Source organism: Sphingomonas sp. Leaf5 (assembly GCF_001421155.1).
GTDB lineage: Bacteria > Pseudomonadota > Alphaproteobacteria > Sphingomonadales > Sphingomonadaceae > Sphingomonas.
Genome location: NZ_LMJZ01000024.1, coordinates 93,372 through 112,953, shown reverse-complemented (window position 1 = coordinate 112,953; position 19,582 = coordinate 93,372). Strand labels below are relative to the sequence as shown.

Genomic DNA, 19,582 nt, shown 5'->3' with positions numbered 1-19,582 from the left:
CCGCCGAACGGCTCTTTTCTTTGCAACCCCTTCTTCATACCATGGCGGCACCCTGCCCCAAGGATCGCGATGCCCAACCCCGTGTTGCTCAACAATGTCGACCATCATGACCTGACCGTCGCGGTGGTGCACGACGCCGCGCATGGCGACGCGGTGAATCAGGTGCTGCTGTTCCCCAACGAGTTCGAGGCGGCACAGCGCGACTATCCGATCCTGTTCCGGCGCGACGATCGCGGCGGCGTCTATGCCGTCGCGCTGCTCGGGCTCGACCCGGACGACAATCTGTTCCTCGGTTCCGATGGCGGCTGGCCGGCAAGCTATATTCCCGCCGTCCGCCAGCGCGGACCGTTCGCGCCCGATCCGGCGGGCGAAGGCGTGCGCATCAACCTCGACGACCCGCGCGTGCGGCGCGACGGTTCGGGCGAGCCGCTCTATCTGCGCCATGGCGGCACCGCGCCCTATCTCGCGCATGTCGAGGCGGTGCTGAGCGTCATTCGTGAGGGGCAGGCGATCAACGCCCCGCTCTTTGCCGCATGGGAGGCAGCCGGATTGCTGCGCCCGACCACGATCGACGTCGATCTGGGTGACGGCCAGACCTGTGCCATCGCCGACATCCTCGTCATCGCCGACGACCGGCTCGATGCGCTGGATGCCGACACGCTGGCGACGCTGCATCGTAGCGGTGCGCTGCGCGCCGCATTCATGGCGTCGGCGTCGCTCGACAATATCCCGCGGCTGATCGAACGGCGGCAACGGCGGCACGCCGCATGACCCACCCGCGCGTCGTCCGGTCGATCGAGGCGGCGCGCACGGGCGGCTGGTCGCCGGCGGCGCTGGTCGCGGCGAACGAACCGGTGGTGCTGCGCGGCCTTGCCGCCGGCTGGCCGCTGGTCGCGGCGGGGCGCGACGGCCCGGACGCCGCCATCGCCTACCTCAAGCGGTTCGACAGCGGGCGGCCGGTCGTCGCCTTTACCGGCGATGCGGCGATGGGCGGGCGGTTCTTCTACCGCGACGATTGCAGCGGGTTTAATTTCGATGCGGACCGGGTCGGGCTGACCGCCTGTCTCGACCGCATCGTCGACGGACTCGACGATCCCGCCGCCCCCGCCATCTATGTCGGGTCGACCGATCTCGACCTGTACCTCCCCGGACTGCGCGGCGAGAACGACCTGCCATGGCCCGCCGGGACGCCCACGCCGATGGTCAGCATCTGGATCGGCAACCGCACGACCGCCGCGACGCATTACGACATGTCGAACAACCTTGCCGCGTGCATGGTCGGACGGCGACGCTTCACCCTGTTCCCGCCCGATCAGGTCGCGAACCTCTATCCAGGCCCGCTCGAACCGACGCCCGGCGGACAGGTGGTGAGCATGGTCGATCTGCGCGCGCCCGATCACGACCGTTTTCCCCGCTTTGCCGAGGCGATGGCGCATGCGCAGGTCGCGGAGCTGGAGCCGGGCGACGTCCTCTTCTACCCGGCTTTATGGTGGCATAATGTCGAGGCGCTCTCGCCGTTCAACGCCATGATAAATTACTGGTGGAACGACGCCCCGGCGTATGCCGACAGCCCGATGACGACCCTGCTACACGCGCTGCTGTCGCTGCGGGACCGCCCGGCGGCGGAGCGCGCCGCATGGGCGGCGATGTTCGACCATTATGTGTGGAGCGGCGGCGAGGAAGCCCGCGCGCATCTGCCCGCCGCGATCCAGGGCGACCTCGCCCCGCTCGACGAAGCCGCCGCCCGCCGGTTGCGCGCGCGCCTGTTGCAAAGGCTGAACCGATGACGCGCATGCGGATCGTGATCGCGGGCGGCGGCACCGCCGGCTGGCTCGCCGCCGCGCTGCTGACCCGGCAGCTGTCGTCGCTGGTCGAGGTGACGCTGGTCGAGTCCGAAGACATCGGTACGGTCGGCGTCGGCGAAGCGACGATCCCGACCATCCGTTCGTTCCACGCGCTGCTCGGCCTGGACGAAGCCGACTTCATGGGCGCGACCGGGGCCAGCTTCAAACTGGGCATCGCGTTCGAAAACTGGGCGCGCGCAGGCGACCGTTACCTCCACTCGTTCGGCGAGGTCGGGCGATCGACGTGGATGGGCGATTTCCAGCATTTCTGGCTGGAGGCACGGGCGCAGGGCGTGGCGGGGCCGATCGGTGCCTATTGCCTCGAACACGAGGCGGCCGAGGCGGGACGGTTCGCGACCGGGCCGGACGCGCCGCTTAACTATGCCTATCATTTCGATGCCGGCCGCTACGCGGCCTATTTGCGCACCCGCAGCGAGGCGCAGGGGCTGACCCGGGTCGAGGGCAGGATCGCCCGTGTCGAACGCGTGGGCGAGAGCGGCGACATCGCCGCGCTTGTGCTGGACGACGGACGGCGCGTCGCGGGCGACCTGTTCCTCGACTGCACCGGGTTCCACGCGCTGCTGATCGAACAGACGCTGGGCGTAGGGTTCGAGGATTGGGGCCATTGGCTGCCGACCGATCGCGCGCTGGCGGTGCAGACGGTCGCGACCGGCCCCGCGCCGCCCTATACCCGCGCCATCGCCCATGACGCCGGCTGGCGCTGGCAGATCCCGCTCCAGCACCGGGTCGGCAACGGGCTGGTCTACAGCTCGCGCCATTTGAGCGACGATGCCGCACGCGACCGGCTGCTGGCGTCGATCGAGGGGCAGACCCTGACCGAGCCGCGGTTGATCCGGTTCCGCACCGGGCGGCGGTTGACGACATGGGAACGCAATTGCGTGGCGATCAGCCTTTCGAGCGGGTTCGTCGAACCGCTCGAATCAACCAGTATCCATATGGTCATGATCGCGCTCACCCGCCTCGTCCAGCTGCTGCCGTTCGGCCATCCGGGCGAAGCGGCACGGGCGCGCTTCAATGAACAGTCGCGCCGCGAGATCGAAGCGGTGCGCGATTTCGTGCTGCTGCACTATCATCTGAACCAGCGGCCCGAACCCTTCTGGCGCGAACGGCGCGAGATCGCGCCGCCCGACACGCTGGCGGAACGCATCGCGTTGTTCGCGCAAGGGGCGCATGCCTATCAATCCGCCGACGATCTGTTCCGCGTCGGATCATGGTTGCAGGTGATGCTGGGCCAGCGGCTGGAACCGGCGGCCCATCACCCGCTGGCGAAAATGATGCCGCCGGGGCAGCTGGCCGCCGTGCTGCGCGACCTGAACGACGGAATCGCGGCGGGGGTAGCGGCGCTGCCGACGCATCAGCAGTTTCTCGACCAGTATTGCCGCAGCGGCGCGTGACGCGAGCGTCGGCGGATCGGCGCTACTCGCCGCGCCGATAGGGGCTGTGGATATTGTCGAGCCAGCCCGCGACCGTACGCGACGCCGGCACCACCGTTCCGCGCGGACGACGGGCAGCGGCGATATCGACGGTCGCCCCCTCGAAATGCAGTCCGGCGCGCCCGTTTTCGACCCAGCGTACGGTCGCCTCGACATGGTGGACGGTACCCATGGTGACCAATACCCGGTCGCCGGCGGCAAGATCGGCGAGATTGTCGATGCAAGTGCCCGTTTCGGACAGGTTGCGGACACGACATTCGACGACCTGACCGCGGGTTTCGATCCGCGCGTTCAGGATCACGCTGTGACGGCGCGGTCGTTCGGCGGACGATGCATCATCTTCGTTCATGACGACCATATCCTGGGGGATCGTCGGTCGGTGCCGGGCGGGCACCCGGCATCCGCGAAATTGGTGCCCCTGGCCGGGCTCGAACCAGCACTCCTCTCGGAATCCGATTTTGAGTCGGACGCGTCTACCAATTTCACCACAGGGGCACGCAGCGGTCCGTTAGCGCAAGCCGACAGCGCCTGCAACCGTCAGGAAAACACGTCGACGTCGTTGCTGCCATGGGGGTCCTTGGGATCGGGACCATAGCGGTTCGGCCCCGGCGTTCCGGGCAGGCACATGAAGATCAGCACGATCAGTCCGCCGACATAGGGAATGAAGCTGAGCAGCACCAACCACCCGGTCCGGTTCTGATCATGGAATCGCCGCACCTGCACCGCGATCGACGGGACGATCAGGGCAAGCCCCATCAGCCCCAACAGTATCAGCCACAGCGCCGGCAACCCGTTCGCCGGCGTGAAGTCGCTGTCATAGCTGAAGGCGCCGGACATCGCCGCAATCAAGCCGATCAGGATCGCGGCGATCAGATAGCCGAGCGAGAACATCCAGTATTCGAGCCGCCGGGACCGCCCCGAAAAATCCGCGTAACGCCGAAGCGGCAGCGTCATCCAATACATCGTCCATCTCCCCGTCATCGTCGCACCATATCGTCATCGTTGCGGTTCGCCGCGCCAATGGCAATGCTTCAATTGACCGGTGCCCGCCGCCGGTAACTCAGCGCTTCCGCGACATGTACCCGACCGACGCCTTCCGCCCCCGCCAGATCGGCGATCGTCCGGCTGACCCGCAGCACGCGGTGAAACCCGCGCGCCGACAGCCGCATCGTTTCCGCCGCCTGTGCCAGCAATGCCCGCGCCGCCACGTCGAGCACTGCTGCCTGTTCCAGCACGCTGCCGTCCGCCTCGGCATTGGTCCGCACGCTGGTTGCGGCATAGCGTTCGCGCTGCACCGCCCGCGCACTTGCCACCCGCGCCGCCACCTCCGCCGATCCCTCGGACGGCGGCGGCAGGACCAGATCGGCGGCGCTCACCGCTGCCATTTCGATCGCCAGGTCGATCCGGTCGAGCAACGGCCCCGATACCTTCGCCTGATAATCGGCGGCACAGCGCGGCGCCCGAGCACAGGCGAGCGCCGGATCGCCCAGATGCCCGCAACGGCACGGGTTCATCGCCGCGATCAGCTGCACCCGCGCCGGGAAGGTCACATGCGCGTTGGCCCGCGCGACGCTGACCTGCCCCGTCTCCAATGGCTGGCGCAGCGAATCGAGCACCGCGCGTTGAAATTCAGGCAGTTCGTCGAGGAACAACACGCCCAGATGCGCCATGCTGATCTCCCCCGGCTTCACCCGCAGCCCGCCCCCGGTCAGCGCCGCCATCGACGCCGAGTGGTGCGGCGTTCGGAACGGCCGCACCCGCGTCATCCGCCCGCCGGTCAGCGACCCCGCGACCGACGCGACCATCGACACTTCCAGCGCCTCGGCCGCATCGAGCGGCGGCAGGATGCCCGGCAGACAGGACGCCAGCAGCGACTTGCCCGCGCCCGGCGGGCCGACCATCAGCAGGTTGTGACCGCCCGCCGCCGCGATCTCCAGCGCCCGCTTGGCCGTCTCCTGCCCCTTCACCTGGCGCAGGTCGTTGCCGCTCCATGCGTCCTCCGCGCCGCCGGGCTGCGGATTGCCGAGCAGTTGTTCGCCCTTCAGATGGTTCAGCAGCGACAGCAGATCGGGTGCCGCGATCACCGGCGTGCCGGCCCATGCCGCCTCCGCCCCCTGTTCGGCCGGGCAGATCAGCGAACGCCCCTCGCCGCTTGCCAGCATCGCCGCCAGCAGCACGCCGGGCGATCCCGCGATCCGCCCGTCGAGGCTCAACTCACCGACGACGACAAAGTCGGCCAGCCCCTCGGCATCCACCACGCCCATCGCCGCCAACAGGCCCAGCGCGATCGGCAGGTCGTAATGCGATCCTTCCTTGGGCAGGTCCGCCGGCGACAGATTGACCGTGATGCGTTTGGGCGGCAGCGCCAGCCCGATCGCGGCGATCGCGGCGCGCACCCGTTCGCGGCTTTCGCCCACCGCCTTGTCGGCCAGTCCGACCACGACGAATGCGGGGACGCCCGGTGCCAATTGCACCTGCACCTCCACCCGCCGCGCCTCCAGCCCGAGATACGCCGCCGTCGATACGATCGCGACCATGAATGCCCCTGTTCCCCGTGTCCGGTCGTGTCCCGCATCAGGTCGGCCCGGTCAAGCGACCGCGCATCGCAGGCGTCTTGAACCGGCAACACACGGGTGGCATGGCAACCTATCATGCAGATCCTCCTCCTGGCGCTCGGTGCCTTGCTGATCCTCGCGACGCCGGTCGTCGCGGTGCTGCCGGGACCGGTCGGGATCTTCACCTTCGCCGCCGGGCTGGCGCTGATCCTGCGCAACTCGCGCCGGGCGCGCCGCCGCTTCGCGCGGACCATGCGCCGCTTCCCGCGACTGCGCGCGATGTCGGACCGGGCGCTGCGCCGTCCCAGTGCCAAGCGGCGGCGGCTGCGCGCGGAGACCATCCCGACCTCCGTTGACTTGAAGGCGGTGCATCGCTAAGGGGCTCGTCACGCGGCCGCCGTCACTGGCGGCTTTTTACGTTCTAGCAGTTTGAATACCCGGGGAATGAGTGATGAAGCGGACTTTTCAGCCGAGCAACCTGGTACGGGCCCGTCGTCACGGCTTCCGCTCGCGCATGGCGACGCCGGGCGGCCGCAACGTGATCCGCGCCCGCCGCTCGCGCGGCCGGAAGAAGCTGTCGGCCTGACCAAGATGCTTCGCCGCCGGGATTATCTGGCGGCGAATGCGGGACGCCGGGCGCCTATGCCCGGCTTCGTCCTGCTGGTGCGACAGCGCCGGGCGGACGAACTGGCCGAATCGCCGAATGCGATGCGAATCGGCATTACCGTATCGAAGAAGGTTGGAAACGCCGTCGTCCGCAACCGGATGAAACGGCGTTTTCGCGCGCTTGCCGCCGAAATGCTGCCCGATATGGGCGTCGCCGGTGCCGATCATGTGCTGATCGGACGCGCGAGCGGCATCGAACGCCCTTTCGACGATCTCAAGGCCGACCTGACCAAGGCATTGCGCAAGGTACGGCGGTGACCGGTGATGGCGAATCGCTCCGGCCGGGCATCGCCGCGCGCCTGCTGATGCTGGTCGCGCGCGCATGGCAATTGGGGCCGTCGCTGATCCTGCCGCCGTCCTGCCGCTATCAACCTTCCTGTTCGGCCTATGCAATCACCGCCATTGCCCGCTATGGCGCGGCAAAGGGGGGGTGGCTGGCCGCGAAACGGATCGCGCGCTGCCATCCCTGGGGCGGGCACGGCCACGACCCGGTGCCTTAGAGCCTGAGGATTTCGCGTGAAGAACGACCAGAAGAATTTCCTGCTGTTCGCGGTACTGGCTGCGCTGGTGCTGTTCGGCTGGCCGTATATCGCCAACCACTTCTTTCCGGCTGCCAATCCGCCGGTAACGAAGCTGGAGGACGGAAAGAGCAAGGCCGTAGCCAATCCGGCGACCGATCCGGCCGCCGACACCGCGAACGCGATTCGCGACCGGGCGCTCGTGCTGCGCGAAACCCCGCGCATTCCGATCGAAACGCCTGCCGTGCACGGATCGATCAACCTGCGCGGCGGGCGGATCGACGATCTGGTGCTGGTGAAGCACAAGGAAACGATTGACGCCAACTCGCCGCCGGTCCGGCTGCTGTCGCCGTCGGGCACCGTCGATGCCTATTTCGCGCAGTTCGGCTGGAGCGGCACCGGCGTGTCGGCCCCGCCCGCCGATGCGCAGTGGACCGCCAGCGGTACGAAGCTGACTCCGCAGACCCCGGTCACGCTGTCGACCACGGTCGGCACACAGCGGTACCAGATGCAGATCTCGGTCGACGACGGCTATATGTTCACCGTCCGCCAGAGCGTCGCCAATGCCGGACCGCAGCCGATCCAGGTCGCGACCTACGGCCTGCTCAGCCGCCGCGGCGCGCCGGTCGACAAGGATACGATGACGATCCAGGTCGGCCCGGTCTACGAAGCCGGCAACGGCGTGAAGTTCGACGTCAACTACAAGGACATCGACGAAAAGCCCGAAACCTTCGCCACCAAGGGCGGCTGGATCGGTTTCACCGACCATTACTGGATGACCGCGCTGATCCCCGATCAGGGCGTACAGCACACGCTGACGCTCAAGGGCGGCGACCAGCGGCATCAGGCCGATTATCGTTCGCCGACGCTGGCGACGCTCGCACCGGGGCAGGCGCTGATGCAGAGCGTCCGCTTCTTTGCGGGTGCCAAGGAGAACAAGCTGCTCAACGCCTATGAAGCGCAGGGCGTGCCCTATTTCTCGCGCTCGATCGACTGGGGCTGGTTCCGCATCGTGGAGGAGCCGATCTTCGTCTATCTCGACTGGCTGTTCCGTCTGGTCGGCAATTTCGGCGTCGCGATCATCCTCCTGACGGTCACGATCCGTGGCCTGATGTTCCCGATCGCCCAGCGCCAGTTCGCCTCGATGGCGGCAATGCGCGCCATCCAGCCGAAGCTGAAGGCGTTGCAGGAGCGGTACAAGGACGACAAGCCGCAGTTGCAGCAAAAGATGATGCAGCTGTACAAGGAGGAAAAGGTCAATCCGGTCGCCGGCTGTCTGCCGACGCTGATCCAGATTCCGATCTTCTACGCGCTGTACAAGGTGCTGTTGCTGACCATCGAGATGCGGCACCAGCCGTTCGTCGGCTGGATCAAGGATCTGTCGGCCCCCGATCCGGCGACGATCCTGAACCTGTTCGGCTATCTCGACTTCACCCTGCCGCACTTCCTCGCGATCGGCGTCGTACCGGTGCTGCTCGGCATCTCGATGTACTTCCAGTTCAAGCTGAACCCCGCCCCGATGGACGACATGCAGAAGCAGGTCTTCGGCCTGATGCCATGGGTGCTGATGTTCATCATGGCTCCGTTCGCGGTCGGGTTGCAGGTCTACTGGATCACGTCGAACCTGCTGACCATCGCGCAGCAGCAGTTGCTCTATGCCCGGCATCCGGCGCTCAAGCAGGCGGCTGCGAAGTGAACGACCTGCCACCCCCGCCGCCGGGCGACGACCGCTTCGATCCCGACCAGATCGAAGCGGCGCGCAAGATCTTTGCCGGACCGATCCAGTTCCTGAAGTCCGCGCCGGCGCTGGAGCATCTGCCCAGCCCCGACGTGCCCGAGATCGCCTTTGCCGGCCGGTCGAACGTCGGCAAATCGTCGCTGCTCAACGCGCTGACCGGCCGCACTTCGCTGGCGCGGACCTCGGTCACGCCGGGGCGGACGCAGGAACTGAACTTCTTCGACATCGGCACGCCGCTGAAACTGCGGCTGGTCGACATGCCCGGCTATGGTTTCGCCAAGGCACCCAAGGACATGGTCCGCAAGTGGCGCTATCTGGTGAACGACTATCTGCGCGGGCGGCAGGTGTTGAAGCGGACGCTGGTGCTGATCGACTCGCGCCACGGCATCAAGGACGTCGACCGCGACGTGTTCGAAATGCTCGACAAGGCAGCGACCAGCTATCGCATCGTCCTGACCAAGACCGACAAGATCAAGGCGACCGAACTGGAAGCGGTGTACGAAGCGGTCGGCGACGAAGTCCGCAAGCGTCCGGCCGCGCACCCCGACGTCATCTCGACGTCGAGCGAAAAGGGCATGGGCATCGCCGAACTGCGCGCGGCGGTCATCGAGTCGATCGGCTGACGTCGCGTCCGCCGATGGCTCGACACGCCACGGGCGACGTGGCACGAGCGGCCGCATGCTGAAGCTCATCATCGGGAACAAGGCCTATTCCTCCTGGTCGCTGCGCGGCTGGCTGGCGGCCAAGCTGTCGGGCCTGCCGTTCGAGGAGGTCGTCGTGCCCCTCTACGACGCCGACTGGGACAAGCGCCGCGAGGGTGACGAGTTCGCGCCGTCGTCGGGCAAGGTCCCGATCCTGTGGGACGGCGACGAGATCGTCGTGTGGGACAGTCTGGCGATCGTCGAATATCTGAACGAGAAATCGGGCGGCGACAAATTCTGGCCGGCCGATCCCGCTGCGCGCGCGATGGCGCGGTCGATGGCGGCGGAAATGCATTCGGGCTTCGCGCCGCTGCGCCGCAAGCACAGCATGAACGTCCGCCAGGTCTATGACCCGACCCGGCCCGACGACGATGTCGCCGCCGACCTGTCGCGCATCTACGAGCTATGGGCGCAGGCGCGCGCGCGGTTCGGACACGGCGGCGACTTCCTGTTCGGGGAATTCGGCGCGGCGGACATCATGTTCGCACCGGTCGCGACACGGATCGTCACCTATTCGCTGCCCTGCCCGCGCTTTGCGATGGGGTACATCATCACCCTCATCAACCATCCATGGATGCAGGACTGGATCGCCAGTGCGCAGGAAGAGGAGTGGGTGCTCGAGCAATATGAGCAAGCGGTGAAGTAAACTCCTCCCCGCTCGCGGGGAGGAATTACGCTAAAAACGCCGCGATCGCGGCGCCCAGTTCGCGCTTCACCACCGCGCTCATATGGTTCCCCGGCGTCTCGACCAGCCGCGCATCGGGCAGCAGGTCGGCGAGCGCGCGGTGGCTGCCATTGTCGTCATCCTCCTCGCCGGCCAGCACCAGCACCGGCTGGCCGATCGCCGCCAGTTGCTCGCGCGAGGTATCGACGAAGGTGTCGAGGATGCCGAGCAGCGCCACCGGATCGCCGCCGGTGGTCTTTAGGAACGCCTCCGCCATCCATTCATTCGACCCGCGTTCGAAACTGCCGAGGTTGGTCAGGATGCGCCGGAAATGCGCCGCGCGCCGCCCGGTATCGAGCAACCCCTCCAGCCCCATGCCGCTCAGCACCAGCCTGCCCGGCGTCGCGCCCATCGTCACCATCCGCACCGCCGTGCGCGCGCCGAGCGAATAGCCGCCCAGATCATAATCGGTCAGCCCGAGATGCTCGATCAGCGCCATGCCGTCGCGGGCCAGCGCATCGGGCGGATAGGCGGCGGCGTCCTGCGGCCGGGCGCTGAGGCCGTGCGCGCGCAGGTCGGGCAGGATCACCCGCCGGCCGAGCGCCGCGATCTTCGCGGCATGGCCGTATTTGATCCAGTTGGTCTGCGCATCGCTGAAATAGCCATGGATCAGCACGACCGGCCGCCCCTCGCCCAGTTCGCTCCAGGCGATTTCGACCCCGTCGAAACTGGCGAAGCGATGCGTCGTAGGTTCAGGATGTGCCAAGTGCGTTCTTCCAGCGTTCGACGGTGGGGCCATGTTCGTCCGCGCGATATTCGGGCAGGCCGCGTGTGTCGAGCCATTGCGGATGGCGGCTTTCGACCCCGAAATGATGGTGCGGTCGGAACCGCGCCGGTTCGTCGAAGCTGCCGATCGTCAGATCGATGTTGTCGCCATCGGGAAATTCGAAGCTGATCGGCGTCCCGCAATCGCGACAGAAACCGCGCCTGGCGATCGGCGAGGACGCGTATAGATCGGGCTGTAGATCCCATGCCACGTCGTGCCTGGCCACGTTCTTGAACGCGATCGAGACGCCGCCGGTCGCGCGCTGGCACATGCGACAATGGCAGAGATAGGCGTCATCGTCACGGATCGTCACCGTATAGCGGATCCGCCCGCACTGGCATCCGCCCGACATGATCTCGGCCATGCGACATCCTTTCGTTGCCACCCCACAACCGCATGGCCCCTGTGCGGGTTCCGGTCATGGTCGGCGTCCGAATTAGCCGCTTCACCTGCCGCCCGATCCGCGATAGATATCCGCGCAATAAAAGAACATGGGAGAGGGTGCCGGCCTGACCGGAGATCGACGCCATCGCCCCCGCCCTGCCCCACAACGGCGTACCGCACAGCCGGTCCGAAGATGTCTATGCCATCGTCGTCGGATGTGTGATGATCGCGCTCGGGCTCGCGTTACTGCGTGCCGCAGGTCTGGTCACCGGCGGCATTGCCGGCATCGCGTTGCTGGTGTCCTATCTGGTGCCGCTGCCGACCGGCGTGCTGTTCACGCTGATCAACATCCCGTTCTTTCTGTTCGCCAAACGGGCGATGGGGACGCGGTTCATGGTGCGCACGATCGCGGTCAATGCCGGGATCGCGCTGTTCTCCACGATGGCGCGCTATGGGTTCCGGATCGTCGAAGTGCATCCGGCCTTTGCCGCGATTGCCGGCGGTACCGTCATCGGCATGGGCATCCTCGCGCTTGCCCGGCACGATGCCGGGGTCGGCGGAACCGGTGTCGTGACGCTGTGGCTGCAACGCACGCGCGGCTGGAATGCGGGACGGACACAGATCGCGATCGACCTCGGCATTCTCGCGACGTCGTTCGCGGTGGTGGCACCGGTGCAGGTCGCATGGTCGGCATTGAGCGCAGCGGCGATCAGCGGCATCCTGATCGCATGGCACCGGCCGGGACGCTACACGGGGTACTAAGGGCGATCGATGTTCACGAACCGATCACATCTCTCCCCTCCCTTCCAGGGAGGGGAGCAACATCGTAAAATCGTCGACGAATATCGATCGGCCCAAGGCCTGATGCGTTAGCGTTTACCCTCAAGCCACCAATACCGGCCGGCCATGGTCGCGCAACATCGTCGCGGCGCGTTCGGTTGCCGCGCGGATATCGTCGGCCAGCGATTTGACCTCGCGTGCCACCACCGCGAAACCGGTACCCGCCTCGCCCGCCCGTGCTGCCTCGATCGCGGCATTCAGCGCGACCAGCCGCGTCTGGGCAGTGATATCGCCGATCGACGCGACGATCCCGGCCAACTGGTTCATCGCCGACTGCAACGCTTCCCGCTGTTCCTCCAGCGCCGTGCGGAAGCGGTTGCCCTCGTCCAGCCGCGCCTGCACCTCGCGTTCCAGTACGATCTGCCGGGTCATGTCGGTGCCGATCTTGACGATCGTCGACGGGCGCCCCTGCGGATCGAGCACCGGATTATAGGTCCCCTGCAACCACACGTCGCGACCCTGTCGATCGATCCGGCGGTATAGTCCGCCCTCGAACGCTCCCGCCGCCAGCTTGCGCCAGAATGCGGCATAGGCCGGCGATACGGCGTCGGCCAACGAACAGAAGATGCGGTGATGCCGTCCGCGAACCTCGCTTAGGGTATAGCCCATGGTGCCGAGGAACGCGTCGTTGGCCCATAAGATCGTGCCGTCGAGCGCGAATTCGATCACCGCCTGCGACCGGCAGATCGCTTCCCATGCACCCCGGTGCACGGCATCGTCGCGGACGGTTCCCGTATCCATGCGCCGACCCTAGCACGGATCGGTTAACGACCCTTTAGGACATGCGCGTGCTTCGAACCGAACTGCGTCCGCGAACGTACCGTCAGTCCTTGCGCAAGTGGCGACGTCCCAGCAATTCAGCGATTTGCACGGCGTTCAGCGCCGCACCCTTGCGCAGATTGTCCGACACGCACCACAGCGCCAGACCATTCTCGACCGTCGAATCCTCGCGCACGCGGCTGACATAGGTCGCGAAGTCGCCGACGCATTCGATCGGCGTCGCGTATCCGCCGTCCTCGCGCTTGTCGACCAGCATGATGCCGGGAGCCTCGCGCAGGATCTTCTGCGCATCTTCGGCCGACAGCTCGTTTTCCATCTCGATGTGGATCGCTTCGCTGTGACCGACGAACACAGGCACGCGGACACAGGTCGCGACGACCTTGATCTTGGGGTCGAGGATCTTCTTGGTCTCGACCACCATCTTCCACTCCTCCTTGGTCGACCCGTCGTCGAGGAAGCTGTCGATGTGCGGGATCACGTTGAACGCGATCTGCTTGGTGAACTTCTTGGGGTCCGCACTGTCGCCGACGAAGATGTTGCGGCTCTGTTCGAACAGCTCGTCCATGCCCGCCTTGCCCGCGCCCGACACCGATTGATAGGTGGCGACGACGACGCGCGTGATCTTGGCGGCATCGTGGATCGGCTTCAGCGCCACGACCATCTGCGCGGTCGAGCAATTGGGGTTCGCAATGATATTCTTCACGCGATATCCGTCGATCGCCTCGGGGTTCACTTCGGGCACGATCAGCGGCACGTCGGGGTCCATGCGGTACAGCGACGAATTGTCGATCACGGTGCAGCCGGCGGCGGCGAACTTCGGCGCATAGACCGCGGTCGCTTCGCTGCCGATCGCGAACAACGCCATGTCCCAGCCGGCCGGGTCGAAATGCTCGATATTCTGGATCTTGTACTGCTTGCCGGTCTCACCGAAATCGGCCATGTCGCCGGCCGAGCGCGACGATGCCAATACTGCCAGATCGTCGATCGGAAATTCGCGCTCCGCCAGGATGTTGAGCATTTCGCGACCGACATTGCCGGTCGCCCCGGCGACGACTACCCGATATCCCACTTGCTTACTCCGCGATCAAATCTTGCGCGCGGAATAGCCCTTTCGCAGCTTTTGTAAAGTCACGCCGCCGCCAGCGTCGGCCCCGGCAGGACCTCCGGCACCCCCCGCGGATGGCGGAATGGCTGGTGCTGCCAATAGGCGAGACTGCGCCACGCCCATTCCAGCGGCCCCATCGCGAAGAACCGTGCCCAGATCAACGCGGCGAGCGCACTTACGACGATGACCCCGGTCGCGATCGCGAACTGCCCGGCATGGCCGTAGCGGCCCCACAGGTTGAAGCCGTACGGCGCGAACAGGATGTGCAGCCCGATGATCTGTTCGACGAAATAGACCGAGAACGCCATCCGCCCGACCGTCTTTAGCGGCGCAAGGACCCGCGTGCCCGCGACCGATCTCATGGCCAGATTGACGGCCGCGACATGGCCGATGCTCACCGCGATCCGCGCCGCCTCCTGCGTGAACCAGATCGTCTTGGCCGTGGGCAGCATCGGCATCAATTCGACCACCCCGATCGCGCGCGCGGTCAGGCCGAAGCCATAGGTGGCGAGCATCAGCCCGAGATAGAAGCGCGACGTCCGCCCGCCCTGGATGATCCGCCATTTCCACAGCGCGATTCCGATCAGCATCGTGCAGAACGCCTCGACGACGACCATCACCAGCAATCCCTTGCCGATCATGAACTTCATCCAGCCGTCCCAGTAATAGCTGGCATAGGGCAGCCAGCCGCCGGCATGCGCCTTGCGCTCCTTGACCAGATCCTTCGCCATTTTCTCGTTCGGCCGGCGACGCTCCAGCTTCTTGTTCCATTCGGCCAGCGCCTTGGCATCGTCCTTCGCCACCGGTGTGGCCGCGATCCGTGCCGCCTGCGCCCGCTCGACCTTCGTCTGGAGGGCGACCCGGTCGACATACTCCATGCCGCCCATCGCCAGATTGGCCACCATCATCAGACTGCCCAGCGCGACCAGCGCCTTCGGCCCCAACAGGCGGAACGGGAACAGGAACAGCGACGCGATCGCATAGACGGTCAGGATATCGCCGACCCACAGCACGACGAACACGTTGACCAGCCCGAAGAACAACAGCCACAGCGTCCGGCGATAGAACAGGTCGGCGACTGCCACCGGCCCGTCGGGCCGCATCGCCCGCGCGGTCAGCACCATGAAGCCCGCCCCGAACAGCAGCTCGAGCACGCCGCGCTGCGTCCCTTCGAGGAAGATCGTGACGAAGCCCCACGCGACCCGGTCGATCGGCGTCCACCCGATCCAGCGGAAGTCGGCGAACAGCAGCGTCGTCGCCGACGCCTGCATCGTCACGTTCATATAATAGATGGCAAGGATCGCCAGACCCCGCAGGACGTCCAGCACCTCGATCCGCGCACGCCCCGTGACCGGTGCGATTCCGCCCGCAACTTCCCCCATCGCCCGACTCCCCCAAGCCCCTGCGCCGAAACGCTAGGCGCGGGGAAAGTCGGACGTCAATACGCCATTTGGAGGTTACTTCCCGACGACCTGCCGATCGAGGAAATCGAGGATCGTCTCCCACAGATGTTCGCTGATCCCCGGTCCGCCGACGCGGTGGGTCTGCCCCGGATACAGCATCAATTCGAACGGCGTCGCCGATTTCTGCATCGCCGCCATCATCGCCGTCGAATGTTCGAGCACGACGTTGTCGTCGGCCATGCCGTGGATCAGCAGCAGCGGATCGCGGATTTTCGCCGCATCACCCACCGTCGCCGATGCCGCATAGGCTTCGGGCACGGTACGCGGATCGCCCATATAGCGTTCGGTATAATGGGTGTCGTACAATTCCCAGCGCGACACCGGCGCGCCCGACACGCCCGCCGCGAACACCCCAGGGGCCTTTTCGAGCATCTTGAGCGTCATATAGCCGCCATAGGACCAGCCATAGGTCGCGATCTTGTCCGGCGCGACGAACGGCAGCGTCTTCAGATAATTGGCCCCGGCGATCTGGTCGTCGACCTCGACCGTGCCCATCGCCTGATGAATCTGGTCCTCGAACGCCTTGCCGCGTTCGGGCGAACCGCGATTGTCGATCTCGAACCAGATCCAGCCGCGGTCGACCAGATACTGGCGCAGCGCCCCGCCCCATGCCCGGCGCACGACCTGACTACCCGGCCCGCCATAATGCGAGAAGAACACCGGATAGCGCTTGCCCGGCTCCAGCTTCGGCGTGATCATGTTCCAGTACAGCGTCGACCCGTCGGCGGCCTTGATCGTTCCGAACTCGGTCGGACGATGGCTGGCGACATAGGGCGCATAGGGGTGATCGCCGGTCAGCGCATTTTCGTTGATCCACGCGATCCGCTTGGCGGCGGTATCGGCCAGATAGGTCTGCGACGGCTGATCGGGGTTGGAGCGCGACACGATCAGCCGCGACGCCTTTCCATCCATCGACGCGCTGTACGACCAGCCCGGCTCGGTCATCCGCGTGACCACGCCCGGCTTGTTCAGGTCGACGCGGTACAGCTGCCGTTCGAGCACGTCGTCCTTGTTCGCGAGGAAATAGACGCGCCCCTTCGCCTCGTCGACCCCGGCCAGATCGGACACCATCCATTTACCGCTGGTCAGCTGCGCCCATTTGCCGCCCTTCCAGCGGTACAGATGGGCATAGCCGTCGCGTTCAGACGTCCAGATCAGGCTGCCATCCTTCATCAGGTGATAGGCGTCGGACAGGTTGACCCAGCTCTTCGGCCCGGTTTCCTCGGTGAACAGGATCGTCGCCGCCCCCGTCGCCGGATCGACGCGCAGCATGTCGAGCTTCGTCTGCGTCCGGTTCTGCCGCTGGACCAGCAGCGCCTTGCCATCGGGGGTCCAGTCGACCCGCGCCAGATAGATGTCGGGATCGGGGCCGAGATCGACCTTCACCTTGCCCGACCCGTCCGGCTTCATGACATAGAGCTCGACCAGCACGTTGGGCGTTCCCGCCTTGGGATAGCGCTGCTGATAGATGCTGGTCCCCTCCGCCCCGATCGCGGAGCGGGTGACGATGCCGACCGGTGCCTCGTCGAAGCGTTCGACCGCGACCAGGGCGTCGTCGGGCGACCACCAATATCCGGTGCGGCGGTTCATTTCCTCCTGCGCGACGAACTCCGCCTCGCCGAAATGGACGGTATCCTTGCCCTCGGTCGTGACCGGCGTCTCACGCCCGGTCTTCAGGTCGAGCGTCACCAGATTCTGGTCGCGCACGAAGCTGACATAGCGCCCCTCGGGGCTGACCACCGGGTTCAGCTCGCCGCTCTCGCTATTGGTCAGCCGGCGGACATTGCCGTCGATCGACGCGAGATACAGGTCGCCGTCGAGCGGCACGAGGATCGACTTGCCATCGGGTGCCCAGTCATAGGCGAGGATGCCACGCTTGCCGGTCAGCGACCGGTCACGCTCGCGCTGCATCTTTTCGGCTTCGGACAGCGCGGCGCCGGTGCCGACCTTCTTCGAATCGACCAGCATCCGCCATTCGCGGCTGGTCGTGTCCATCGCCCACAGGTCGAACCGCTCGCGCTCATCGGCACGGTTGCGCAACAGCGTCACATATTTGCCGTCGGGCGACAGGCGCAGATTCTGTGGGGCCGCCCCGTTCAGGTCGGGACTGGCAAAGACCCGTTCGAGCGTCAGGTCGCCCGGCTTCGCCGGTTCACTCGCCATGCCGGCCTGACCCATTGCCAGCAACGCCGCACCCATCAACCATTTGACCATATTGCCCCGTATGTCCTGCGGTCCAACCGCGTCGATCGTATCAACGGTTATCGCTTCCCCGGGGGCGCAGGTAAATGGGGGAGTTTGGGCCTACTTTCTCCCCTCCCTGGAAGGGAGGGGCCGGGGGTGGGTCGGCTTGCGAGGGAGCGTTACGCCAACCAACTGGCCGACCCACCCCCGCCCCCTCCCTTGTCAGGGAGGGGAGAGTGTCGTCTCCCCTACATCGCCTCGCCCGGATCGACGCCCCACAGCCGCGCCTGCTCGACATAGCCGCCGCGCCCGCGCACGTCGAAGAAGCACCACGCGCCGTTGCACCGCGACAGCCGCCCGACCACGCCCGGCGCCGCGCGCCACACCACCGCCGCACCCGATTGCGGCGATGCGCGCAGTTCGATCACCTCGCGCCCGACAAAGGCGGTGCGACGGTCGCTGAGCAACCCGACCTGCAACCAGCCGCGCGTGCCATCGGGGTCCTCGACCCGGCGCCAGTCCTGATAGATATCGACGACCTTGATCGGCAAATCGGCCCGCCGATACACCCATTGCGTCGGGTAATTCTTGCCGGGACCGCTGCGCATCCGCGCCTCACCCGCCGCGATCGACGCGTAATAAGGCGGCTTGCGGCGCTGCGCCTCCGCCGATCCGGTCGCCAGCACCACCAGCATCGACGCGACCGCGATCGATCGCCTTGCGAAGCGCATGTTATCGTCCCCTTTTGTCCGAACCCCGCCTCTATCGGCAACCGCACCGTGCCCGCAAGCCGTTGACGCAGGTTCGCCCAGTCGCCAATCCGGTACCCATGACCGGTTCCACTCCCCCGCCCCGCCATCCGCGAGTCCAGGTGACGCGGCGTCTGCCGGCGGCGACCGAGGGGCGGATGGCGACGCTGTTCGACACGGTGTTCAGCCCCGACGACCACGCCTTTACCCGCGACGAACTGGCCGCCGCGATGGCCGATTGCGACGTGCTGGTCCCCGCCGTCACCGACGTGATCGATGCCGCGCTGATCGACGCCGCGCCCGATCGCCTGCGCCTGATCGCCAATTACGGCGCGGGCGTGAACCATATCGACCTGAAGGCGGCCCGCGCCCGCCGGATCATCGTCACCAACACGCCGGGCGTCCTGACCGAAGATACCGCCGACATGGTCATGGCGCTGATCCTCACCGTGCCGCGCCGGCTGGCCGAGGGCGAGAAGCTTGTCCGGTCGGGCGAGTGGAAGGGGTGGAGCCCCGGCGGGATGCTCGGCCACCGCATCGGCGGCAAGGCGCTGGGCATCATCGGCATGGGCCGCATCGGTCAGGCGGTCGCACGGCGCGCCCGCGCCTTCGGCCTGTCGATCCATTACTACAACCGCCACCGCCTGCCCGACGTGGCCGAGGCCGAACTGGGCGCGATCTGGCACGCCGACCTCGACGAAATGCTGGGCGTGATCGACCTGCTGACGATCCACACCCCGCGCAATGCCGACAGCGAAAACCTGCTCGACGCCCGCCGCATCGCCCGCCTGCGCCGCCACGCCTATCTCATCAACGCCTCACGCGGCGGCATCGTCGACGAAGAGGCGCTGATCGACGCGCTGGAGCGCGGACGCCTCGCCGGTGCCGGGCTGGATGTATGGGCGCACGAACCGGCGATCGACCCGCGCCTGCTGGCCCTACCGAACGTGGTAATGACCCCGCATATGGGTTCGGCGACGCTGGAAGGCCGCGTGGCGATGGGGGAAAAGGTGATTACCAACATCCGGGTATGGGCCGACGGGCATCGGCCGCCGGATCAGGTGTTGGAGGGGTTGCGGTAACGCGAATGGTCGAAAGGCAGATTTCAACC

Annotated in this window: 22 protein-coding genes and 1 tRNA gene; 12 read left to right on the top strand and 11 right to left on the bottom strand. The window is 66.4% G+C overall.

The window, feature by feature from the left end; translation table 11 throughout:
• Positions 1–69 precede the first annotated feature (69 nt).
• From ASE50_RS16685 to ASE50_RS16675, 3 genes are read left to right on the top strand one after another with little or no spacing between them, the layout of a single operon-like run.
• Entirely contained in the window at positions 70–771 is a 702-nt protein-coding gene (locus tag ASE50_RS16685; RefSeq protein ID WP_056403228.1) for a SapC family protein, read from the top strand.
• Positions 768–1,787, top strand: a complete 1,020-nt coding sequence (locus tag ASE50_RS16680) for a cupin-like domain-containing protein (RefSeq protein WP_056403227.1) — start codon at positions 768–770, stop codon at positions 1,785–1,787. The genes ASE50_RS16685 and ASE50_RS16680 overlap by 4 nt, the downstream gene beginning before the upstream one ends.
• Positions 1,784–3,259, top strand: coding sequence for a tryptophan halogenase family protein (locus ASE50_RS16675; RefSeq protein WP_056403225.1), 1,476 nt, complete (start codon positions 1,784–1,786; stop codon positions 3,257–3,259). The genes ASE50_RS16680 and ASE50_RS16675 overlap by 4 nt, the downstream gene beginning before the upstream one ends.
• A 22-nt stretch (positions 3,260–3,281) precedes the next feature.
• On the opposite strand, the gene ASE50_RS16670 is transcribed toward ASE50_RS16675, so the two are convergent.
• From ASE50_RS16670 to ASE50_RS16655, 4 genes are all read right to left on the bottom strand, one after another.
• Positions 3,282–3,647: a PilZ domain-containing protein gene (locus ASE50_RS16670; RefSeq protein WP_162235902.1), complete on the bottom strand. Its 366-nt coding sequence runs from the start codon at positions 3,645–3,647 to the stop codon at positions 3,282–3,284.
• A gap of 61 nt (positions 3,648–3,708) precedes the next feature.
• Positions 3,709–3,793, bottom strand: a tRNA-Leu gene (locus ASE50_RS16665).
• Positions 3,794–3,835: 42 nt separating this feature from the next.
• Positions 3,836–4,252: a DUF805 domain-containing protein gene (locus tag ASE50_RS16660; protein WP_321163380.1), complete on the bottom strand. Its 417-nt coding sequence runs from the start codon at positions 4,250–4,252 to the stop codon at positions 3,836–3,838.
• 77 nt (positions 4,253–4,329) lie between these two features.
• Positions 4,330–5,835 carry a YifB family Mg chelatase-like AAA ATPase gene (locus tag ASE50_RS16655; RefSeq protein ID WP_056403214.1) on the bottom strand — a complete coding sequence of 502 codons (1,506 nt, stop codon included), beginning with the start codon at positions 5,833–5,835 and terminating at the stop codon, positions 4,330–4,332.
• 114 nt (positions 5,836–5,949) lie between these two features.
• Between ASE50_RS16655 and ASE50_RS16650 the strand changes: the two genes are divergently transcribed.
• The 7 genes from ASE50_RS16650 (at position 5,950) to ASE50_RS16620 (ending at position 10,122) form a co-directional block, all read left to right on the top strand.
• Positions 5,950–6,231 (top strand): hypothetical protein, encoded by a 282-nt coding sequence (locus ASE50_RS16650; protein WP_056403211.1) that lies wholly within the window; start codon positions 5,950–5,952, stop codon positions 6,229–6,231.
• A gap of 73 nt (positions 6,232–6,304) precedes the next feature.
• The gene (rpmH, locus tag ASE50_RS16645; RefSeq protein ID WP_055760361.1) at positions 6,305–6,439 is read left to right on the top strand and encodes a 50S ribosomal protein L34; all 135 of its coding nucleotides are present in this window, start codon (positions 6,305–6,307) and stop codon (positions 6,437–6,439) included.
• Between the two features lie 5 nt (positions 6,440–6,444).
• Complete coding sequence (rnpA, locus tag ASE50_RS16640; RefSeq protein WP_056403208.1) at positions 6,445–6,777, top strand: ribonuclease P protein component; 333 nt, start codon at positions 6,445–6,447, stop codon at positions 6,775–6,777.
• A 29-nt stretch (positions 6,778–6,806) separates the two neighbouring features.
• Entirely contained in the window at positions 6,807–7,019 is a 213-nt protein-coding gene (gene yidD / locus ASE50_RS16635; protein WP_056403487.1) for a membrane protein insertion efficiency factor YidD, read from the top strand.
• A gap of 16 nt (positions 7,020–7,035) precedes the next feature.
• Entirely contained in the window at positions 7,036–8,733 is a 1,698-nt protein-coding gene (yidC, locus tag ASE50_RS16630; RefSeq protein WP_056403205.1) for a membrane protein insertase YidC, read from the top strand.
• Positions 8,730–9,398: a ribosome biogenesis GTP-binding protein YihA/YsxC gene (yihA, locus tag ASE50_RS16625; RefSeq protein WP_055995385.1), complete on the top strand. Its 669-nt coding sequence runs from the start codon at positions 8,730–8,732 to the stop codon at positions 9,396–9,398. The genes yidC and yihA overlap by 4 nt, the downstream gene beginning before the upstream one ends.
• A gap of 55 nt (positions 9,399–9,453) precedes the next feature.
• Positions 9,454–10,122, top strand: a complete 669-nt coding sequence (locus ASE50_RS16620) for a glutathione S-transferase family protein (RefSeq protein WP_056403200.1) — start codon at positions 9,454–9,456, stop codon at positions 10,120–10,122.
• 25 nt (positions 10,123–10,147) lie between these two features.
• Here the strand turns inward: ASE50_RS16620 and ASE50_RS16615 are convergent, their stop codons facing one another.
• Together ASE50_RS16615 and ASE50_RS16610 are read right to left on the bottom strand one after the other, a co-directional pair.
• Complete coding sequence (locus ASE50_RS16615) at positions 10,148–10,906, bottom strand: alpha/beta fold hydrolase (protein WP_235512410.1); 759 nt, start codon at positions 10,904–10,906, stop codon at positions 10,148–10,150.
• Positions 10,893–11,330 (bottom strand): GFA family protein, encoded by a 438-nt coding sequence (locus ASE50_RS16610; RefSeq protein WP_056403195.1) that lies wholly within the window; start codon positions 11,328–11,330, stop codon positions 10,893–10,895. Before ASE50_RS16610 ends, ASE50_RS16615 begins: the two co-directional genes overlap by 14 nt.
• Positions 11,331–11,572: 242 nt before the next feature.
• Between ASE50_RS16610 and ASE50_RS16605 the strand changes: the two genes are divergently transcribed.
• Positions 11,573–12,112, top strand: coding sequence for a YitT family protein (locus ASE50_RS16605; RefSeq protein ID WP_082439084.1), 540 nt, complete (start codon positions 11,573–11,575; stop codon positions 12,110–12,112).
• A gap of 120 nt (positions 12,113–12,232) precedes the next feature.
• Here ASE50_RS16605 and ASE50_RS19710 read toward each other — a convergent pair whose 3' ends face one another.
• The 5 genes from ASE50_RS19710 to ASE50_RS16580 all read right to left on the bottom strand — a co-directional run bounded on the left by ASE50_RS19710 (position 12,233) and on the right by ASE50_RS16580 (position 18,453).
• On the bottom strand, positions 12,233–12,931 hold the full coding sequence (locus ASE50_RS19710; RefSeq protein ID WP_056403189.1) for a PAS domain-containing protein: 699 nt from the start codon (positions 12,929–12,931) through the stop codon (positions 12,233–12,235).
• 82 nt (positions 12,932–13,013) lie between these two features.
• A complete protein-coding gene (locus ASE50_RS16595) occupies positions 13,014–14,039 on the bottom strand; it encodes an aspartate-semialdehyde dehydrogenase (RefSeq protein ID WP_056403186.1) in 1,026 nt (341 codons plus the stop codon).
• Between the two features lie 59 nt (positions 14,040–14,098).
• Positions 14,099–15,457 (bottom strand): DUF418 domain-containing protein, encoded by a 1,359-nt coding sequence (locus ASE50_RS16590; protein WP_056403183.1) that lies wholly within the window; start codon positions 15,455–15,457, stop codon positions 14,099–14,101.
• Between the two features lie 75 nt (positions 15,458–15,532).
• On the bottom strand, positions 15,533–17,752 hold the full coding sequence (locus ASE50_RS16585) for a DPP IV N-terminal domain-containing protein (RefSeq protein WP_056403177.1): 2,220 nt from the start codon (positions 17,750–17,752) through the stop codon (positions 15,533–15,535).
• A gap of 218 nt (positions 17,753–17,970) precedes the next feature.
• Positions 17,971–18,453, bottom strand: coding sequence for an SH3 domain-containing protein (locus tag ASE50_RS16580; protein ID WP_055995410.1), 483 nt, complete (start codon positions 18,451–18,453; stop codon positions 17,971–17,973).
• A 98-nt stretch (positions 18,454–18,551) separates the two neighbouring features.
• On the opposite strand from ASE50_RS16580, the gene ASE50_RS16575 reads away from it, so the two are divergent.
• Positions 18,552–19,553, top strand: a complete 1,002-nt coding sequence (locus tag ASE50_RS16575) for a 2-hydroxyacid dehydrogenase (protein WP_056403174.1) — start codon at positions 18,552–18,554, stop codon at positions 19,551–19,553.
• The last annotated feature ends 29 nt before the right edge of the window (positions 19,554–19,582 follow it).